This window comes from Nocardia sp. NPDC019219 (assembly GCF_040632645.1).
Taxonomy (GTDB): domain Bacteria; phylum Actinomycetota; class Actinomycetes; order Mycobacteriales; family Mycobacteriaceae; genus Nocardia; species Nocardia sputorum.
In genome coordinates this window covers 60,124-76,718 of record NZ_JBEYCG010000013.1, presented here as the reverse complement: position 1 = coordinate 76,718, position 16,595 = coordinate 60,124, and the positions used below count along the sequence as shown (strand labels likewise).

At 67.7% G+C, this 16,595-nt stretch carries 16 protein-coding genes; 5 read left to right on the top strand and 11 right to left on the bottom strand.

Features of this window, described 5'->3' with window-relative positions:
• Positions 1-32 precede the first annotated feature (32 nt).
• The 6 genes from metE to ABZ552_RS23170 form a co-directional block, all read right to left on the bottom strand.
• Positions 33-2,339, bottom strand: coding sequence for a 5-methyltetrahydropteroyltriglutamate--homocysteine S-methyltransferase (gene metE / locus ABZ552_RS23195; RefSeq protein ID WP_281875876.1), 2,307 nt, complete (start codon positions 2,337-2,339; stop codon positions 33-35).
• A 334-nt stretch (positions 2,340-2,673) separates the two neighbouring features.
• Entirely contained in the window at positions 2,674-3,543 is an 870-nt protein-coding gene (locus ABZ552_RS23190; RefSeq protein WP_195084172.1) for a 3-hydroxybutyryl-CoA dehydrogenase, read from the bottom strand.
• A gap of 297 nt (positions 3,544-3,840) precedes the next feature.
• Positions 3,841-5,130 carry an isocitrate lyase gene (gene aceA, locus ABZ552_RS23185; protein ID WP_174183431.1) on the bottom strand — a complete coding sequence of 430 codons (1,290 nt, stop codon included), beginning with the start codon at positions 5,128-5,130 and terminating at the stop codon, positions 3,841-3,843.
• Between the two features lie 577 nt (positions 5,131-5,707).
• The gene (locus ABZ552_RS23180) at positions 5,708-5,839 is read right to left on the bottom strand and encodes a hypothetical protein (RefSeq protein ID WP_357439673.1); all 132 of its coding nucleotides are present in this window, start codon (positions 5,837-5,839) and stop codon (positions 5,708-5,710) included.
• Positions 5,840-6,045: 206 nt separating this feature from the next.
• Complete coding sequence (locus ABZ552_RS23175; protein ID WP_357439670.1) at positions 6,046-6,417, bottom strand: hypothetical protein; 372 nt, start codon at positions 6,415-6,417, stop codon at positions 6,046-6,048.
• Positions 6,417-6,806 (bottom strand): hypothetical protein, encoded by a 390-nt coding sequence (locus ABZ552_RS23170; protein ID WP_357439667.1) that lies wholly within the window; start codon positions 6,804-6,806, stop codon positions 6,417-6,419. The genes ABZ552_RS23175 and ABZ552_RS23170 overlap by 1 nt, the downstream gene beginning before the upstream one ends.
• A gap of 207 nt (positions 6,807-7,013) precedes the next feature.
• On the opposite strand from ABZ552_RS23170, the gene ABZ552_RS23165 reads away from it, so the two are divergent.
• From ABZ552_RS23165 to ABZ552_RS23145, 5 genes are all read left to right on the top strand, one after another.
• Positions 7,014-7,895: a helix-turn-helix transcriptional regulator gene (locus ABZ552_RS23165; RefSeq protein WP_357439664.1), complete on the top strand. Its 882-nt coding sequence runs from the start codon at positions 7,014-7,016 to the stop codon at positions 7,893-7,895.
• Positions 7,892-8,101 (top strand): DUF397 domain-containing protein, encoded by a 210-nt coding sequence (locus ABZ552_RS23160; RefSeq protein WP_357439661.1) that lies wholly within the window; start codon positions 7,892-7,894, stop codon positions 8,099-8,101. The genes ABZ552_RS23165 and ABZ552_RS23160 overlap by 4 nt, the downstream gene beginning before the upstream one ends.
• Entirely contained in the window at positions 8,076-8,336 is a 261-nt protein-coding gene (locus tag ABZ552_RS23155; protein ID WP_357439658.1) for a DUF397 domain-containing protein, read from the top strand. The genes ABZ552_RS23160 and ABZ552_RS23155 overlap by 26 nt, the downstream gene beginning before the upstream one ends.
• 268 nt (positions 8,337-8,604) lie before the next feature.
• Positions 8,605-9,060, top strand: coding sequence for a hypothetical protein (locus tag ABZ552_RS23150; protein ID WP_357439655.1), 456 nt, complete (start codon positions 8,605-8,607; stop codon positions 9,058-9,060).
• Between the two features lie 32 nt (positions 9,061-9,092).
• Positions 9,093-9,518: a hypothetical protein gene (locus ABZ552_RS23145; protein ID WP_281916444.1), complete on the top strand. Its 426-nt coding sequence runs from the start codon at positions 9,093-9,095 to the stop codon at positions 9,516-9,518.
• Between the two features lie 232 nt (positions 9,519-9,750).
• Here ABZ552_RS23145 and puuE read toward each other — a convergent pair whose 3' ends face one another.
• The 5 genes from puuE to ABZ552_RS23120 are packed head-to-tail and all read right to left on the bottom strand — an operon-like array spanning position 9,751 to position 16,508.
• On the bottom strand, positions 9,751-10,704 hold the full coding sequence (gene puuE / locus ABZ552_RS23140) for an allantoinase PuuE (RefSeq protein WP_281875889.1): 954 nt from the start codon (positions 10,702-10,704) through the stop codon (positions 9,751-9,753).
• The gene (alc, locus tag ABZ552_RS23135) at positions 10,701-11,708 is read right to left on the bottom strand and encodes an allantoicase (protein WP_357439651.1); all 1,008 of its coding nucleotides are present in this window, start codon (positions 11,706-11,708) and stop codon (positions 10,701-10,703) included. The genes puuE and alc overlap by 4 nt, the downstream gene beginning before the upstream one ends.
• Positions 11,705-12,922 (bottom strand): aldolase/citrate lyase family protein, encoded by a 1,218-nt coding sequence (locus ABZ552_RS23130; RefSeq protein ID WP_281875892.1) that lies wholly within the window; start codon positions 12,920-12,922, stop codon positions 11,705-11,707. The genes alc and ABZ552_RS23130 overlap by 4 nt, the downstream gene beginning before the upstream one ends.
• Positions 12,919-15,666 (bottom strand): molybdopterin cofactor-binding domain-containing protein, encoded by a 2,748-nt coding sequence (locus ABZ552_RS23125; protein ID WP_357439648.1) that lies wholly within the window; start codon positions 15,664-15,666, stop codon positions 12,919-12,921. Before ABZ552_RS23125 ends, ABZ552_RS23130 begins: the two co-directional genes overlap by 4 nt.
• On the bottom strand, positions 15,666-16,508 hold the full coding sequence (locus ABZ552_RS23120; protein WP_357439646.1) for an FAD binding domain-containing protein: 843 nt from the start codon (positions 16,506-16,508) through the stop codon (positions 15,666-15,668). Before ABZ552_RS23120 ends, ABZ552_RS23125 begins: the two co-directional genes overlap by 1 nt.
• Between the last annotated feature and the right edge of the window lie 87 nt (positions 16,509-16,595).

Genomic DNA, 16,595 nt, shown 5'->3' with positions numbered 1-16,595 from the left:
GAACGTAGACGGCCCTCGGTGCTTGTCTGTCCCTACTCGGCGGACTCCACCCGCCTGCGGATGCGGCGCGCCGCGGCGACCATGTTCCGCAGCGACGGTTCGAGCTGCCAGTAGTGCCGGGTCTTCAGACCGCCGTCGGGATTGGCCCACAACCGCTGCGGCGTCACGGCCGCGGCCGCCGCGGTGAGCAATTCGTCCAGCTCGTCGATGTCCGGGATGCGCGCCGACCGGCTCTCGTACACGCCGGGGCCGACGCCGTGGCTCAGGCCGTGCCCGGAGGCGCAGTCCTCCTTCAGCGCCCGCAGCACCCACTCGATCGAGCGGGTCGCCACGATGGCGGTGACGTCGGCGTCGAGCTGCTCGATCGCCTCGACCACCTCGGCGCGGCCGGAATAGCCGATGTGCGTGTGGATCTGGGTCTCCGCCTGCACCCCGGAGGTGGCCAGCCGGAACGCGCCGATCGCCCAGCGCAGGTACTCGGCGCGGCCCTCCGGCCGCAGCGGCAGCATTTCCCGGATCGCGGGCTCGTCGACCTGGATGATCGCGATGCCCGCCTTCTCCAGGTCCACCACCTCGTCCCGGATGGCCAGCGCCACCTGGTCGGCGGTCTCGTGCAGCGGCTGGTCCTGCCGGACGAAGGAACGGGCGATCATCGTGACCGGACCGGTGACCATGCCCTTGACCGGCTTGTCGGTGAGCGACTGCGCGTAGGTGATCCACTCCACCGACATCGGCGCGGGGCGCGAGACGTCGCCGTAGATGATCGGCGGCCGCACACACCGCGACCCGTACACCTGCACCCAGCCGAAGTGGGTGGTCGCGAAGCCGTCGAGCAGCTCGGCGAAGTACTGGATCATGTCGTTGCGCTCGTGCTCGCCGTGCACCAGCACATCCAGGCCGATGTCCTCCTGCAAGCGGATCGTCGCCTCGATCTCGGCTTCGATCCGCTTGCGGTACTCCTCGTAGGACAACCGGCCCTGACCGAGTTCGTAGCGCGCCTGACGGATCCGGGCGGTCTGCGGGAACGAACCGAGCGTGGTCGCGGGCACCGGCGGCAGGTTCAGCTTGCGCTGCTGGGCTTCCCGGCGCACCTCGTAGGGCTCCCGCGAGCGCATGTCCGGCGTGACCGCGTAGACCCGCTGCCGCACCGCGTGCTTCTGCTTGAAGTGCACCTCGGTGGGCCGCTTGCGCCACTTGTCCGACGGGCCTTCGGTGAGCGCCTTGGCGAGCGAGACCACCTCGCCCACCTTCTGTTTCGCGAACGCAAGCCGGTCGGCGACGTGGCCCTCGATGTCGTATTCGATCAGCAGGTCGTAGGGCACGTGCAGCAGCGTGGTCCCGGTCGAGACGACCAGGTCCGGGCACACCTGGGCCAGCTCGTTGAGGTATTCCAGCGTGACGTAGCGGTCCGCGCGCCACACGTTGCGTCCGCTGATCACCCCCGCGTACAGGCGCTTGCGACGGATGCCGGGCACCTCGGCGAGATCCTCGGGACGAATCCTGTGGCTGGCCAGGTCCAAGCCGATCGCCTCGACGTTGGTGCCTGCGAGAATGGTCAGCGCCTCACCGAAATCGCCGTACTGGCCGGTGACCAGGATGCGCGGGCGCAGCGGAGCCCTGCCCAGCCGGTGATAGGCCGCCTCGAACGCCGCCAGCTCGGCGGGCGTGCGCTCGCTGGTGAACGCGGGCTCGTCCAGCTGCACGCAGGTGGCGCCGCGCTTGGCGAGGATCTCGAACAGTTCCTCGTAGACCGGCAGCAGCTTGTCCAGCAGGCTCAGCGTGTCGAATCCGCCCGACTCGCCGGGGATGTGGCCCGCCTTGGACAACAGCAGCAACGACACCGGGCCGATCACGACCGGCCGCAGTTCGATGTCGACCGCCTTCGCGCGATCGAATTCGTCGAGCAGGGCCTCGGGATGCAGCGAGAACTCGGTGTCGGCGTCCACTTCCGGCTGGCGGTAGTGGTAATTCGTGCCGAAGAACCGAACCAGTTCCAGCGGCGGCAGGTCCGGGCGGCCGCGCGCCATGAGGAAGTAGAAGTCCAGCGGATGCAGGCCCTCGCGGTACGGCTCGAACCGCCTCGGCACCGCGCCGAACAGCAGCGCGTTGTCCAGCACGTGGTCGTAGAACGAGAAGGTGTTGCCCGGCACCTGGGTCAGGCCCGTGGCGGCCAGCTCGTTGAACTGGGTCTCCTGGATCTCGCGGCCCACCGCCAGCAATTCCTCGCGATCGAGCGAACCGTGCCAGTAGGCCTCCAGCGCCCGCTTGAGCTCGCGGTGCGGCCCGATTCTGGGATAGCCGAGGATGCTCGACCCGTAGCCGTCGGTCACGTTCACCATGAGCGGGATACCTTCTTTCGATCACCTGCGCGGCCCTTGCCGAGATCGACGGATCGATCCGGCGCTGCGCTCCGGATACCCAGCCGAACCGTTGCCATGGCCCGGCTGTTGTGCAGCTTATGCCGATTGCCGTCACCGGCTCGACGACACCGACTTCTGGCCGGCTCCGCATCGAGGTCGGGCGGTGCCGTCGGGTGCGAGTCTTACGAGCACCGTTCGCGGCCCGTCTCGCGTGCGAGCGTCCGTCGCGCATGCGCCGCAGGCGCGAACGGCGGACACTCGGACGCGAGACTCCCGGGGGCCGCGAACACGCAGCGCCGCAGGCGCCGCAAAATCAGGCCCGGTACTGGTAGAAACCCGCGCCGGTCTTCTTGCCGAGCAGTCCCGCCTCCACCATGCGCATGAGCAGCGGCGGCGCCGAGTACAGCGGCTCCTTGAACTCGCCGTACATCGAGTCGGCGATGGACTTCACGGTGTCGAGGCCGACCAGGTCGGTCAATGCCAGCGGGCCCATCGGGTGGGCGCAGCCGAGTACCATCGCCTTGTCGACGTCCTCTTTGGTGGCGAAGCCGGACTCGACCATGCGGATCGCCGACAGCAGGTACGGCACCAGCAGCGCGTTGACCACGAAGCCGGAACGGTCGGCCGAGCGCACGACCTGCTTGCCGAGCACGTCGCCGGCGAAGGCCTCGGCCCGCGTGGAGACCGACTCGCTGGTCTTGAGCGTGGTGACCAGCTCGACGAGCGGCAGCACCGGGACGGGGTTGAAGAAGTGCATGCCGACCACGCGCTCGGGGTTCGCCGTGGCGACCGCGATCTTCATGATCGGGATGGAGGAGGTGTTGGAGGCCAGCACGGCCGAGGGGTCGGTGACGACCTTGTCGAGTTCGGCGAAGATGCTCGTCTTGACCTTCTCGTCCTCGAGCACCGCCTCGACCACCAGCTGGCGGTCGGCGAAATCGCCGAGGTCGGAGGTGAACCGCAGGCGCCAGGCGGCCTGTTCGCGTTCGCGCTCGGTGATCTTGCCGCTGCTGACGCCACGATCGAGGGACCGCAGGATGCGCGCGCGGCCCGCCGCGGCCAGTTCCCGGGTCTGCTCGTACACCAGTACGTCGACGTGCGCCCTGGCACACACCTCCGCGATTCCTGCGCCCATCTGGCCGGCGCCGATGATGCCGACGCGTTGGATCTTTTCGCTGCTCACGTCCCGCTCCTGCTGGGTTGTCTGGCTCTGGGGTGGCTGGTCTGCGAAGGTGTCGCTCCGGTGTGAGCGCGCCCTTCGATGGTCCAAGGTATAGGGATGCCCTCCCTGCCGGGGCTGTTCAGCGGGGAGGGCAGTACACCCCTACCGGAGTAGAGGAATGTCGGTTTTCACGTCGGGAACCTCACTTCCCTCGGCAAGCACCTGATGTGTTTTCGAATGCCCCGCGCGTCGTTTCTCTGCGCGGTCCACGACGCGCGGGACATTCGACCAGCCGCGCCCGGGGCGCGGCCCGTCAACTCAGTGGAACTGGCCCTCTTCGGTGGAACCCTTGAGCGCCGCGGTGGAGGTGTTCGGGTCGACCGTGGTGGCGATGGTGTCGAAGTAGCCCGCGCCGACCTCACGCTGGTGCTTGATGGCGGTGAAGCCACGCTCGGCGGCGGCCTTGAACTCGCGCTCCTGCAGGTCGACGAAGGCGGTCATGCCCTCGCGGGCGTAGCCGTAGGCCAGGTCGAACATGCCGTAGTTGAGCGAGTGGAAGCCGGCCAGGGTGATGAACTGGAACTTGAAGCCCATCGCGCCGAGCTCACGCTGGAACTTCGCGATGGTCGCGTCGTCCAGGTGGGCCTTCCAGTTGAAGGACGGCGAGCAGTTGTAGGCCAGCAGCTGGTCCGGGAACTCGCCACGGACGGCCTCGGCGAACTTGCGCGCGACCTCGAGGTCCGGCACGCCGGTCTCCATCCAGATGAGGTCGGCGTAGGGGGCGTAGGCCTTGGCACGCGCGATGCAGGGCTCGATGCCGTTCTTCACACCGAAGAAGCCCTCGGGGGTGCGGGTGCCGTCCAGGAACTCACGGTCGCGCTCGTCCACGTCCGAGGTGATCAGGGTGGCGGCCTCGGCGTCGGTGCGGGCGATGATCACCGACGGCACGTCGGCGACGTCGGCGGCCAGACGCGCGGAGGTCAGGGTGCGGATGTGCTGCTGGGTCGGGATCAGCACCTTGCCGCCCAGGTGGCCGCACTTCTTCTCGGAGGCCAGCTGGTCCTCCCAGTGCACACCGGCGGCGCCGGCGGCGATCATGGCCTTCTGCAGCTCGTAGGCGTTCAGCGCGCCACCGAAGCCGGCCTCGGCGTCGGCGACGATCGGGGCCAGCCAGTTGGAGACGGCGGTGTCGCCCTCGACCTTGGCGATCTCGTCGGCGCGCAGCAGCGCGTTGTTGATGCGGCGGACCACCGACGGCACCGAGTTGGCCGGGTACAGCGACTGGTCGGGGTAGGTGTGGCCGGACAGGTTCGCGTCACCGGCGACCTGCCAACCCGACAGGTAGATGGCCTTCAGGCCGGCGCGGACCTGCTGGACCGCCTGGTTGCCGGTGAGGGCGCCGAGGGAGTTGATGTAGTCCTCGTTGTTGACGAGATCCCACAGGATCTCCGAGCCGCGGCGAGCGAGGGTGTGCTCCTCGACGACGGTGCCCTGGAGCTTCGACACCTGCTCCGCGGTGTAGTTACGGGTGACGCCCTTCCAGCGGGGGTTGGTGTCCCAATCCTGCTGGATTTCCGCGGCGGTCCTCGGGGTGCCGGTGGTCGACATCTGTGACTCCACTTCTTCGTTCGGTCCATGCCGCCCGGTCGAGCTACGAGGCAGCTCGTACTGCTGGAGCGGCAATTTGCAGGCTTGCTAGGCCCTTGGGGTGTACTTCCACACGATGGCACACGAAGAAATGGCCGTCTACCTGTTGTTAATGTGAATCTAAGCTAGGTTTTCAACAGGCTTTGCTAACCCTGCAAAATTTGCCACCGAATTGCAAAGGTGCAATCTACTGGCTGGTAGCCCTGACGTGGGGTTTTAGCGTAACGCTCGTACTGTTAGCGATCACCGGGCGGGTCCCCTTACCCCGGCGCCACCATTCCCAACTGTGAGGACCTTCACAGAACTCCTGTGGCCCACACCACGCCTCGATCACGCGCTCCGAGCGCCCGGTCTCACCCGGTTTCCCAACCCGGAGCGCGCTCCACTGCCTCCTGCCCCGCGCGCTCCACTGCCGCCCGCCCCGCGCGCTCCACTGCCGCCCGCCATGCGCGCTCCACAGCCTCTTGCCCCGCGCTCCACAGCCGCCCGCTCCGCGCGCTTCCTGGCCGCACCCGCTATGCGCCCTGCCCCAAAACCGTCAGCCGGATTCCTCGGACCATCCCCACAGCCGGTGTCGTCGCGCGGAGTCCGGCGTGATGCGCCCCGCCGCGATCAATGCCGCGAAGGCGGCGCGCTTGCGAGGGCAGTCGTGGTCGCGATGCAACTGCATCGCGCGATGAGCATCAGAGAGCGTGAACGACTGCCCCGGACGATTACATGTCCACGCCTCCGGCCAGACCACCGGCCGCGACGAACAACGCGCCCGCGCAGGAGTATGCGGATGGTCGGGGCGGCGCGGCCGGGCGATCGGCCAGGCGCACGCGACACCGACCACGGCGAACGCGCCGCCTCCGACCACGGCGAGAATGCTGTGCGCTATTTGCCACACGCCCACGGCCGCTCGCCTTCCACCGCACAGCCGTCGTCCGGGTCCGGTGTGGATAGCACCCAGTGCGCGAGGCCGTCGAGCACTTGCCGAAGGGTCGCCACTTCCGGCGTCCCTTCGAGCTCCGGTCCACGCCCGCTGTGGTCGAACGGAAAAGCGATACCGCGACGATGAGCGCGTTCTCGCGGGCTGAACCGCTGCGGAACGATCCGGCCGCTCTGCACCAGCGTGGAGTAGGCGACCCACTTCCAGCCGCACCGCTCGATCCGGCAGGCACGGTGACGCTGCATCTGCTGGTGCGCCAGCTCGAGATCAGCGGACGCGCAGACGCGCGGCGGAGCCAGGATCACGTGTCGATGCATCACGCCGCCCCCGCTCCGGCGGTCGGAGAAGTCTGCGCCGACCGCGCCCACGTGCTCTGCGGGCAAACGGTTTCCAGATCGAACCCCACATCGCAGATCAACGCGGGCTGGTTGTCCACCTGCTCGAGACCGAAGACAACGATCGCCTCGATCGCGAGCCCACTCGCGATCGCGAGCACGTACCCGATCGGATCAGCGACGTCGACCGGCGGACGAACCGTGTAGACGTAGTGATAGCCGAGCGTGCGAGCATGCCGCTGCACCGCGTCGGCATGCCGCGGTGCGTCCGCGCCGGACACGTCACCGCGAACCAGCCCGATCGCTTTCGGCTCTTCCCCACTCGCGGCCGAGCGAAGACACGACCCGACATCCACGACTTGCCTGTTCATCGATAACCCCCAGCATCTTCGTAGCGATACGTCCGACCTGCGGCACGGCGCGGTTCCCGCGAGCGCCCCAGCCACCTGGCGCACACCGAGTACAGCATCATTCAGCCCGAAAATGGAGTGATAACAATATGATTGGACACAGACAGATTCACTCCAGATCAACTGGAATGACTTCATAGCACTGCTAACGAAAGGTGGGGGGTTCGCGTGGCAGCCCAGACGACGACTCTTCCGCGCAGACTGCTGGCTCGACGCCTCCTCGAGCTGCGCGAGAACGCCGGACTCACCAGGGACAAGGCGGCCAAGCTGTCCGAGATGAGTTCGCAAACGTTGTGGCGCTTGGAGAACGGCCAGGTCGCCATGGTCAAGAAGATGGTGATCCGAGCGCTGTGCGACGTGTACGACGCGAGTGACGACGACCGGCAGGCGCTGCTCTGGCTGACGGAAGAGGCACGCAAGACCGGCTGGTGGCAGTCTTACAGCGACGCGATGTTTGCGAACACAGACTTGTTCGTCGTGCTCGAACAGGCCGCCTGCCGTGTCACGTCGTTCCAATTGACCCTGCTCCCAGGTTTGGTGCAGACAGCCGACTACCGACGTGCCGTTGCCAAAGCTTTCATCCCAGCGTTGACCGATGACGCAATCGACCGGCACATAGAGTTGCTCACCAAACGACAAACACGCCTTCAGGAACCACCTGACCGATTCAGCCTGGACGTGAGACTGAGCGAGGCGACGTTGCGCCACCAGATCGGTGGCGCTGCGGTCATGGCAGCCCAGTCCAGTCACTTAGCGGAACTGAGCGGCTTGCCGAACGTATCCATCCGAATCGTTCCGCTGACCGCCGGTTCCTACCTCGGGCTAGAGGCAGGTTCCTTTGTATTGCTCGAGTTTCCCGAACACCCGAACCCGTCGTTGACCGAGCCGCCTGTGGTCTACGTAGAGGGCTACACTGGGGCGCTGTACCTGGACAAACCCGACGAGATCGATCAGTACCAGACCGCGCGATCAAGTGTCGAGAGTGCGGCACTGAACGAGGACGAGTCCAGGGCGCTGCTGGTGGCAATTGCAGAGGAGTACGGAGCGTGAGTGCCGACCTATCGACGGCGAAGTGGTTCAAGAGCAGCCGCAGCGGCACGGGCAAGGACTGCGTCGAGGTCGCACATCTCACCGGAGGCATGGTCGGGGTCCGCGACTCCAAGAATTCCTCCGGGCCAGCGTTGATCTTCACACCCTCCGATTGGGATACCTTCACAGCAACCATCACCGATGGCGGGTTCGATTTCTCAGAATGAGCACGCTTCCCCCATAGACGACGCCGTCGGGGCACTACCCACCACCGACCCGGCCGCCGTCCAGGAGGTTCACGGCACCGGCGGAGATTGCGTGGAGGTTGCGCACCTCGACGGGGGCATGGTCGGAGTCCGTGATTCCAAGGACCCCACCGGCCCGGCGCTGGTCTTCACTCCAGGCGCGTGGGACGCCGTCATCTCTGGCGTGCAGTACGGGCAGTTCCACCCGCCCGCCTGACCTCGGTTCTCGGAGTCGATGACGACGCCGGAAACACTGACGGAGTGGTTCGGCAGGTCAGCCGTCGATCCCCGACGAGTCGCAGTCCAGACATTCCTTGCGGGCTCAGCCTATCCCCTCGTCGAGATCAGCGCACATGTCGTTGCCGCGAGCCAGAGACCCACGCTGTCAATAGGTTTCAACCTTGACCATGCGGAAGTCGATACGTAACCTGAGTCTGGGATCTACCTCGGAATATGCATCCGAGACAGGGGGAACGATGTACTCGATGCGCTTCTATTCAAATGTGCAGTTGTGGAAATTTCTCGGAGCAGTTCTAATCTTATCCGTTGGATGGATTTTGGGCGTTGGAACGGGTGTTGCAAGCGCCGGTGTCGGCAGCTGCGAGGTCAACGTTCACAATGTGCATCAATCGAAAGGTTCACCTGGCCTGATGGACGTCAAAGGAACGCTCATCTGCCAGGGTGATGTCGAACGCGCAGATGTGTTCATCTACTACGTCAAAGTGGACGGGGCGGAGTGGGTTCGTATCGAGAGCAGCATTGCTCAGAGAACGGTGCATTCGCCTACAGCCGGAAAGAAATACACCGTCATGTCGCAGAATGGAACTCCCTGCGTACCAGGGGAGTACATTGGGATAGCAGAAGGGTATCTCACCGTGGACGGGAAGACAACTAAGAATTATCAGAATGGGTTTGGGCCACGATCGACGGTGACCTGCTGATTCGCGGACAAAGAAAGAGGTGGCTAGACTTCGTGGATGATTTCGATCATGTCATGTCGAACTTGTACTCGTGGCTGTCGACAGAGTACGGGACCGTCGGGCACATCTTGTTCGATGCAGGTTCGGATATCGTGACAGCGATTCCCAGAGGTGGATCGGGGTTATCCATCGCCTTGACCAGACAAGAGGAGGGGATTCGCGTTGATCTCGGACTCAATGTGTCGTTCCTGGCACCACGAGACGACCCGTTCGAACTATCCGACATCCTTGCTATCGTGAAATCGCTTATCGAGTCAGGCATTTCGATTTCGATTCCCATCAATCCGTTCGGGGAGCCGGTAATACGCTACACACTGGAATTCCAGAACGGCGTGCTGAGCTCGAAGGTCCCAGGACATGATTACGTAGAATTCACGATCGGAGGTTGGCCGCCGTTCGACGCTTCCCGATACATTTAGCACGGCATGAGCCCACTTCGATCGCATCGAATCGAACTATTCACGTCAACGAATGTAGTGCGGTTTACAACCAGCAGATTCCTACTGACAATCGCGCCGCCATAGACTCCGCTATCACCACCGCCCTATCCGAATTCCTGACCCGAAACGCCCCTGACCGCAGACCGTGAGTGGCACACCAGCGTGGGGCCTTCTCGACGTATGCCGCAACCATGTGCCACTCGCGAACCACTCAGGAGGCGGGCGGGGGGTGGACCGCGCGCCAGTGTTCGGCGATGTCGATGCGGCGGGTGATCCAGACCTGGTCGTAGGACTGGATGTGGTCGAGTAGGCGCTCCAGGGCGGCGGCGCGGGCGGGGCGGCCGATGAGGCGGCAGTGCAAGCCGATCGAGAGCATCTTCGGACTTCCCTCCGCGCCTTCGCGATAGAGGACGTCGAAGGCGTCACGGACGTGGGCGAAGAACTGTTCGCCGGTGGGGAAACCGGCGGGTGAGGCGAAGCGCATGTCGTTGGTGTCCAGGGTGTAGGGCACCACCAGGTGGTCGCGGTCGTGTACGCGCACCCAATAGGGCAGGTCGTCGGCGTAGGAATCCGCGTCGTAGGCGAAGCCGCCGTGCTCGACCACCAGTTCTCTGGTATTCGGGGAGTCGCGGCCGGTGTACCAGCCCAGCGGCGGCGCGCCGGTCAGCTCGGTGAGGATGCGCACCGCCTCGGCCATGTGCGCGCGTTCGGTATCGCGATCGGTGAGCTGGTAGGACTTCCACCGCAGGCCATGGCAGGCGATCTCGTGGTCCAGTTCCCGGAAGGCCGCCACCGCCTCGGGGTTGCGTTGCAGCGCGCGGGCCACCGCGAATATCGTCAGCGGCAGTCCGCGTCGCTCGAAGACGCGCAGCACCCGCCACAGCCCGGCGCGGGAGCCGTACTCGTAAAGCGACTCCATGCTCATATGACGGTTCGGGAACGCTTCGGCGGGCGTCATCTCCGAGAGGAACGTTTCGGAGTGTTCGTCGCCGTCGAGGACATTGTTCTCGCCGCCCTCTTCGTAATTGAGCACGAATTGGACCGCGATCCGCGCCTCACCCGGCCATCGCGGGTCCGGCGGGTTCGGGCCGTACCCGACGAAATCCCTTGCAGTACGCTCGGCTCCGGCAGGCGCGACGCGCGGTATCGACTTTCGCTCGCTCATGCGCCGAGCTCGCCGTACAGTCGCAGCCGCGCCAATCCGCCATCCGGGTAGATGTCCAGGCGCACTTCCTCCACGGACGCGGCCATCGGCGCGATCGGGAACCGGTGCCTGGTGTCGGGTAGCAGGGTGGTGCGCGGCAACAGCTCCAGCTCGGTGCCGTCGTTGGTGCGGCCGGTGAGCCGGGCGGCGCCCGGACTGTTGCCGAGAAAGTAGGAGGTGTCCAGTTCGGCGAGCCGGATCAGTCCGGGTCCGGCCAGGCGGATGCGCACCCAGTCGTTGCCGTCGTCCCGGCGCCGGGCGGTCTCCCAGCCCTCACCCATGGACCGGGCCCAGCCGGGATACAGCAGCTGGTTGGGCGAGCTGTAGAAGCGATTGGAGCAGTCCAGCACCAGCGCGCCGTTCTCCAAGGCGGCCAGATCCAGCGGGTGGAGCCCGAGCAGACGCGGATCGGGCCTGCCCTCGCCGTGCACGCGCAGCCTGGCCACGCCGCCGTCCGGGTGCATCGCGAGTTTCACGTGGGTCCAGCGCTTCTCGTTCTCGACCGGGAACAGGTTGCGGCTGTCCCCCGCGACCGGGGAGCGATCGACCAGCATCACCCAATCATCACGCGCGGCAATGGCTTCCGCTGGAAGATAGTCCTCGATCTCCAACGCGGACACCGAGACGGCGGGCGGATAGTTGCCCTTGAACCACGCGGTGTCCACGACGATGCCGCGGATCACGCCCGGCACGCCGAGCCGCACGATCGCGGCGTCGTCGCCGGGCTGCCCGCGGTGCCTGCGGGTCTCCCAGCCGTCGTAGATCTGCCCTTTGTGCCCGAAGGTGGACGGACGGTACTGCGCGGGGCCGGGGTTGATCAGGTTCTCCTTCTCCGCGAAGAATTCGTCGTTCGCCCAGATCACCGAGCCGCCGAGCGGCCGGACCGCCAGATCCGGCAGCAGGGTGAACTCCGCGTCCTCGCGCCCGGCGTCTCCCGGGATGACCCCGTTCGGATGGCCCGTCACGGCGTCTCCGCAGGCAGCGGCGCCCGTGCCGCCAGGGCACGCAGGACCGCCTCGGTGAGTTCCGCAGCGCCGGCGTCCGGGCGGGCGCCGCACTCGATGCCGCGCAGCACGGTCGCGGCCAGCGCTTCGGCGGTGGCGGGTTCGTCGACGACGTCGCCGCCGCGCCGAGCCAGGTAGTCCAGCAGGCGCGGAACCGCGACGTCGATCGCCCGGCGGAAGAAGTCGAAGGTGGCCAGCCAGCGGGTGACCAGGTGGCCCGGATGCATGTCCCAGCCCTGGTAGTACCCCCGCCGCAACGCCCGGGTGACCAGCCGGTGGTGGTTGCGCAGCGCGGCCGCGGGATCGCCGTCGGGCACGATCTGCGTGGATCCGTCGCACACCCACACCCCGGTCTGCGCGGCCGCCACCTGCATCACCGCTTTGGCGTAGTCGGCGGCCGGGTGGTCGAGCGCTTGATCCGGCGCGGCGACGCCACAGGCGGCAGTGTAGTCGTAGGTGCCGAAATGTAATGCGCTACAACGACCTTCGGAGAGAGTGAGCATGGCGGCTACCGGGGCCGTGCCGTCCGCGCCCAGGATCGCCTGCGGGCTCTCGATCTGCAGTTCGAAGCGCAGACTGCCCTCGGCGATGCCGTACGCGCGCTCCACCCCGACGCACAGCTGAACCAGAGCCGAAACCTGCTGTACGGCACGCACTTTCGGCACGGTGAAGACGAAGCCCGGGGGCACCCCGCCCACGCCCTCCAAGACGAGATCCAGCGTGCGGAGCGCACGACGACGCTCGCCGCCGCCCAAGCCCTTCATCCGGATGCCGCTGCTCGCCGGACCCGCGGAGCGCCGCGCCCAGGCCGCGAGCACCGCACCCGCCGCCGTGGCCGCGCGGTCCTCCTCGGCGTCGGCGCGCAGGCCGTAGCCGTCCTCGAAGTCGATGCGCAGATCTTGAACCGGGTCCGACTCCAGTCGTTTACGCACGTCGGGAAGTGAGCCGCTGGCGTCGAGGGAGGCCAGCAGATCGTGGTGGCGGTCGAGCAGTTCGACCGCGGCCGCGCCCCACTCCCGCGGAGTCTCCTCCGCGACCCGGTCGGCCGGGACGTACACGGTGTGGATCGGTTGCGAGCGGCCGTTCGATCCGGGATACCTGCGGCGCAGTTCGGTGTCCACCGTGTCGAGCATCGACTCGATCCGCGCGCGGACGTTCTCCGGCACCTTCGTCATCGTGATCCCTTCTCCCGCAGTGCGGCCCAGACCCGGTCCGCGGTTATCGGCAGCCGGTACAGCCGCACGCCGACCGCGTCGCGGATCGCGTTGGCGAGCGCGGGCGCGACCGGGTTGTACGGCGATTCGCTCATCGACTTGGCGCCCAGCGGGCCGAGCGCGTCGGCGGTCTCGGCGAAGTAGACCTCCGTGCGCGGCACGTCGGCGAACTGCGGCACGTGGTAGTGCCGCAGGGTCCGCGCGCCGACCACGCCGTGCGCGCTACGCATGTCCTCGTACAGCGTGGTGCCGACGGCCTGCGCGACACCGCCCTCGACCTGCCCGCGGCACTGCACCGGGTTGAGCACCGTGCCCGCGTCGGCGGCCTGGATCGACTGCAGGATGCGCACCTGCCCGGTGCCGGGATGCACGGCGACGCGGAAGGCCTGCACATTGAAGCTCACCGACCTGGGGCTGCCCCCGTGCTCGGCGTGAGCGACGAGATCGCCGCCGGTCAGCAGTTCGGCCGCGGGAAGCAACCGGTCACCGCAGTGCACGCCGCCGGAGGTCAGCGCGCAGTCCCGCTCCGGGACGCCCGCCAGTTCGGCCGCTCTGGCCAGCAGGAGCCCGCGCAACGCGCACGCCGCCGCGTACACGGCCTTGCCCGCGACCACGATGCCGGTGGAGCCGAACGCGCCGGTGTCGTGGTCCACCAGGTCGGTATCGGCGTGCCGGACCACGATGCGGGCGATTTCGGTGTCCAGCGCGGTGGCCGCGAGCTGCGCGTGCACCGTCGTCGTGCCGTTGCCGAATTCCGCTGTACCGCAGCGGATCTCGTAGCGACCGTCGGGCAACAGCGCGGCCGTCGCCGCCGACCGGTGGCCGCGCGGCGGGACGGTCGCGATCATCGCGGCGGCCATGCCGGTGCCCACCCGCCACTCGGGGCCGGGCGCATGCACGTCGTTGCCGCGCAGCAGCGCCCGTTCGGCGAGGTCCAGGCACTGGTCCAAGCCGTAGCTGCCGAACATGAGGTCGCTCTCGTTCACCGCCGCGCCGACGAACCGGTCACCGGGCACCACGACGTTGCGGCGGCGCAGTTCGAACGGGTCCATGCCGAGCGCGTGCGCCAGCTCGTCCAGCGCCGACTCCACCGCGAAGATCACCTGCCCGAGGCCGTAGCCGCGGAACGCGCCGGAAGGGACGTTGTTGGTGTACACCACCCGCGCGTCGACCCGCTTGTTGGCGCAGCGGTACAGCTCCACCGACTCGCCGACGCCGTGATACATCACGCCGCCGCTGTGGTTGCCGTAGGCGCCGGTGTCGGCGAGTACGTCGACGGCCAAGGCGGTGAGTACACCGTTGGCGTCGGCCCCCGCCGTCACCTCGACCCGCATCGGATGACGGCACGTGGCGGAGGTGAACTCGTCGGAGCGGGTGAACTCGTACTGCACCGGTCTGCCGGTGCGCAGCACGGCCAGCGCGATCAGGTCCTCGGCCAGCATCTCCTGCTTCGCGCCGAATCCGCCGCCGACCCTGGCCGCGAGCACCCGCACCTGCGCCGCGTCCAGCCCGAACAGCCGGCACAGTTCGTCGCGGACCAGGAACGGCACCTGCGTGCTGCACCGGATGACGAGCCGTCCGGCGTCGTCCAGCCAGCCGACCCCGCCGTGCGTCTCCAAGTGCACGTGCTGTCCGCGTGGGGAGTACCAGACACCTCGCACTACCTGAACCGCGGCGGTCAGTCCCGCCGCGACATCGCCCACCTCCCCGTGCAGCTCGGCGATCACGTTGCGGGCGGAATCGGCGATCCGGGCCGAGGCCGGTTTGTCGCCGTGCAGTTTCGGCGCGTCGGCGCGCAGCGCGTCTTCCGGCTCGAAGACGGCGGGCAACACCTCGTAGTCGACTTCCAGCAAGCGGCATGCCTCACGGGCGATCGCGACGCTGTCGGCCACCACCGCGGCCACCCGCTGCCCCACGAACCGGACGGTCCGGTCGAGCACGTAGGTGTCGTCGGGGTCATCGGTGCGCGCTTCGTGCCGCGCGGTGGAGAACGACACGTCCGGCGCATCGGCATGGGTGAATATCGCGTGCACGCCCGGCAGCGCCTCGGCCGCGGTGGTGGCGATCGAGCGGATGCGCGCGTGGGGGTGCGGGCTGGTCAGCACGGCGAGGTGCAGCGGAGCGGTCGGCGGCGCGCTCTCGCCGACTCGTGACCGATCCTCCGCGCGCGAGCCGACCTGCGGTAGGTCCAGCGTGAACGGCTCGCTGCCGGACACGAGGCGCGGCCCGGCCAAGGCACCGCCACCGGAGCCCCCGCCGGTGACGGTCGGCTCGCCCAGCGCCGCGCGGATGGCGCGGTAACCCGTGCAGCGGCAGAGGTTCCCTTTCATCAATTCGGCCAGTTCGTCGCCCGGCACGTCGACCTGCTCACCACCCCGGAGCCCCGCTGCCGTGACCACCATGCCCGCGGTGCAGAACCCGCACTGGAAGGCGGCGTTGTCGACGAACCGGCGCTGCACCGGGTGCGGGTGCTCGGGCGTCCCGAGCCCGGCGGCGGTGACGACGGAACGCCCGTCGGCGCGATACGCGGGAAAGACGCAGGAGTGCACCGTCATTCCGTCGACCAGCACCGAGCAGGCTCCGCAATCGCCCGTGTCGCACCCCTTCTTCACCGCCAGGGCGCCACTGTCCCGCAGCGCCGTCCGCAGGCACTGGCCCGGCCGCGCCGTGACGTCGACGGTCCTGCCGTCCACTTCGAACCGCATCAGGATTCCCGCAGTTCGGCGGCGACCTCGTGGGCGAGCATCCCGGTGACGTGCGCGCGCCACTCGGGCGAGCCGTGCGGATCGTCGAACCAGAGGGCGGGATCGATGCCGTCCACGGCGTCGCTGATCGCGTCCGCGGTGGGCGGCTCGGCGAAGTCCAGGACGACGGGCCTGGTCGTGGCGGCCGTGATGGTGATCGCGCCGCGGCCGTCCCGTTCCCGCCGTCCCATCACCACGGAGCCGGAACGGCCCAGCGGAGCGAGCGCGATCTTCCGGAAACTCGTGCGCGCCAGCAGACTCGACCGCGGCAAGTGAATCGAGCGCAACACGTCACCGGGCCGCAACACCGTGCGTCCCGGCGCCAGGACGAACTCCCGCAGCGGAATGCTCCGATCGGCACCGTCCGCAGCCCATACCTGCGCCTTCCCGTCGAGCGCGACCAGCGCGCCGAGCACCGCGCCCGCGGGCAGGGCGAGGCAGACGTTCCCCCCGACGGTGGCGGTGCGCCAGATCTTGTGCGAAGCGAGCAGCGCCCGGCACGACCGTGCGAACAGCGCGGTCCCCGGCCATGGGTCGTGCAGCACCGGCATCCCCAGCTCGCGTCCCGGCGCGGCGCCGGCGAACTCGGCCAGGGTGCAGGTCGCCGCGATCTCCAGTCCGTCGTCCCGGATCTCGAACGAAGGCCACCCCAAGCCGGTGATGTCCACCAGCCGCACCAGTCGATCCTGCGGCTCGGAGAACAGGAAGGTCCCTCCGGCGAGCACCGCGGCCGACGCGCCGAGCGCCGCCAGGTCCGCCCGCTCGCGGGCGATCACCACCTCGCGGATCGTGTCCAGGTCCACGTCTCACCTCGTTCCTGCCTCTCCGTCACCGTAGAGCCAGTCGGTTGCCGCCATATTGCGCGCGACGCACATCAGATTGCGCGGCCG

What these genes read in the sequence shown, in the direction of transcription:
- ABZ552_RS23170 (WP_357439667.1), bottom strand. Translation starts at nt 6,806, where the DNA reads ATGAACAGGCAAGTCGTGGATGTCGGGTCGTGTCTTCGCTCGGCCGCG.
- ABZ552_RS23175 (WP_357439670.1), bottom strand. Translation starts at nt 6,417, where the DNA reads ATGCATCGACACGTGATCCTGGCTCCGCCGCGCGTCTGCGCGTCCGCT.
- ABZ552_RS23130 (WP_281875892.1), bottom strand. Translation starts at nt 12,922, where the DNA reads ATGACGAAGGTGCCGGAGAACGTCCGCGCGCGGATCGAGTCGATGCTC.
- ABZ552_RS23180 (WP_357439673.1), bottom strand. Translation starts at nt 5,839, where the DNA reads ATGCAGTTGCATCGCGACCACGACTGCCCTCGCAAGCGCGCCGCCTTC.
- metE (WP_281875876.1), bottom strand. Translation starts at nt 2,339, where the DNA reads ATGGTGAACGTGACCGACGGCTACGGGTCGAGCATCCTCGGCTATCCC.
- ABZ552_RS23125 (WP_357439648.1), bottom strand. Translation starts at nt 15,666, where the DNA reads ATGCGGTTCGAAGTGGACGGCAGGACCGTCGACGTCACGGCGCGGCCG.
- ABZ552_RS23155 (WP_357439658.1), top strand. Translation starts at nt 8,076, where the DNA reads ATGGCGGGTTCGATTTCTCAGAATGAGCACGCTTCCCCCATAGACGAC.
- aceA (WP_174183431.1), bottom strand. Translation starts at nt 5,130, where the DNA reads ATGTCGACCACCGGCACCCCGAGGACCGCCGCGGAAATCCAGCAGGAT.
- puuE (WP_281875889.1), bottom strand. Translation starts at nt 10,704, where the DNA reads ATGAGCGAGCGAAAGTCGATACCGCGCGTCGCGCCTGCCGGAGCCGAG.
- ABZ552_RS23150 (WP_357439655.1), top strand. Translation starts at nt 8,605, where the DNA reads ATGCGCTTCTATTCAAATGTGCAGTTGTGGAAATTTCTCGGAGCAGTT.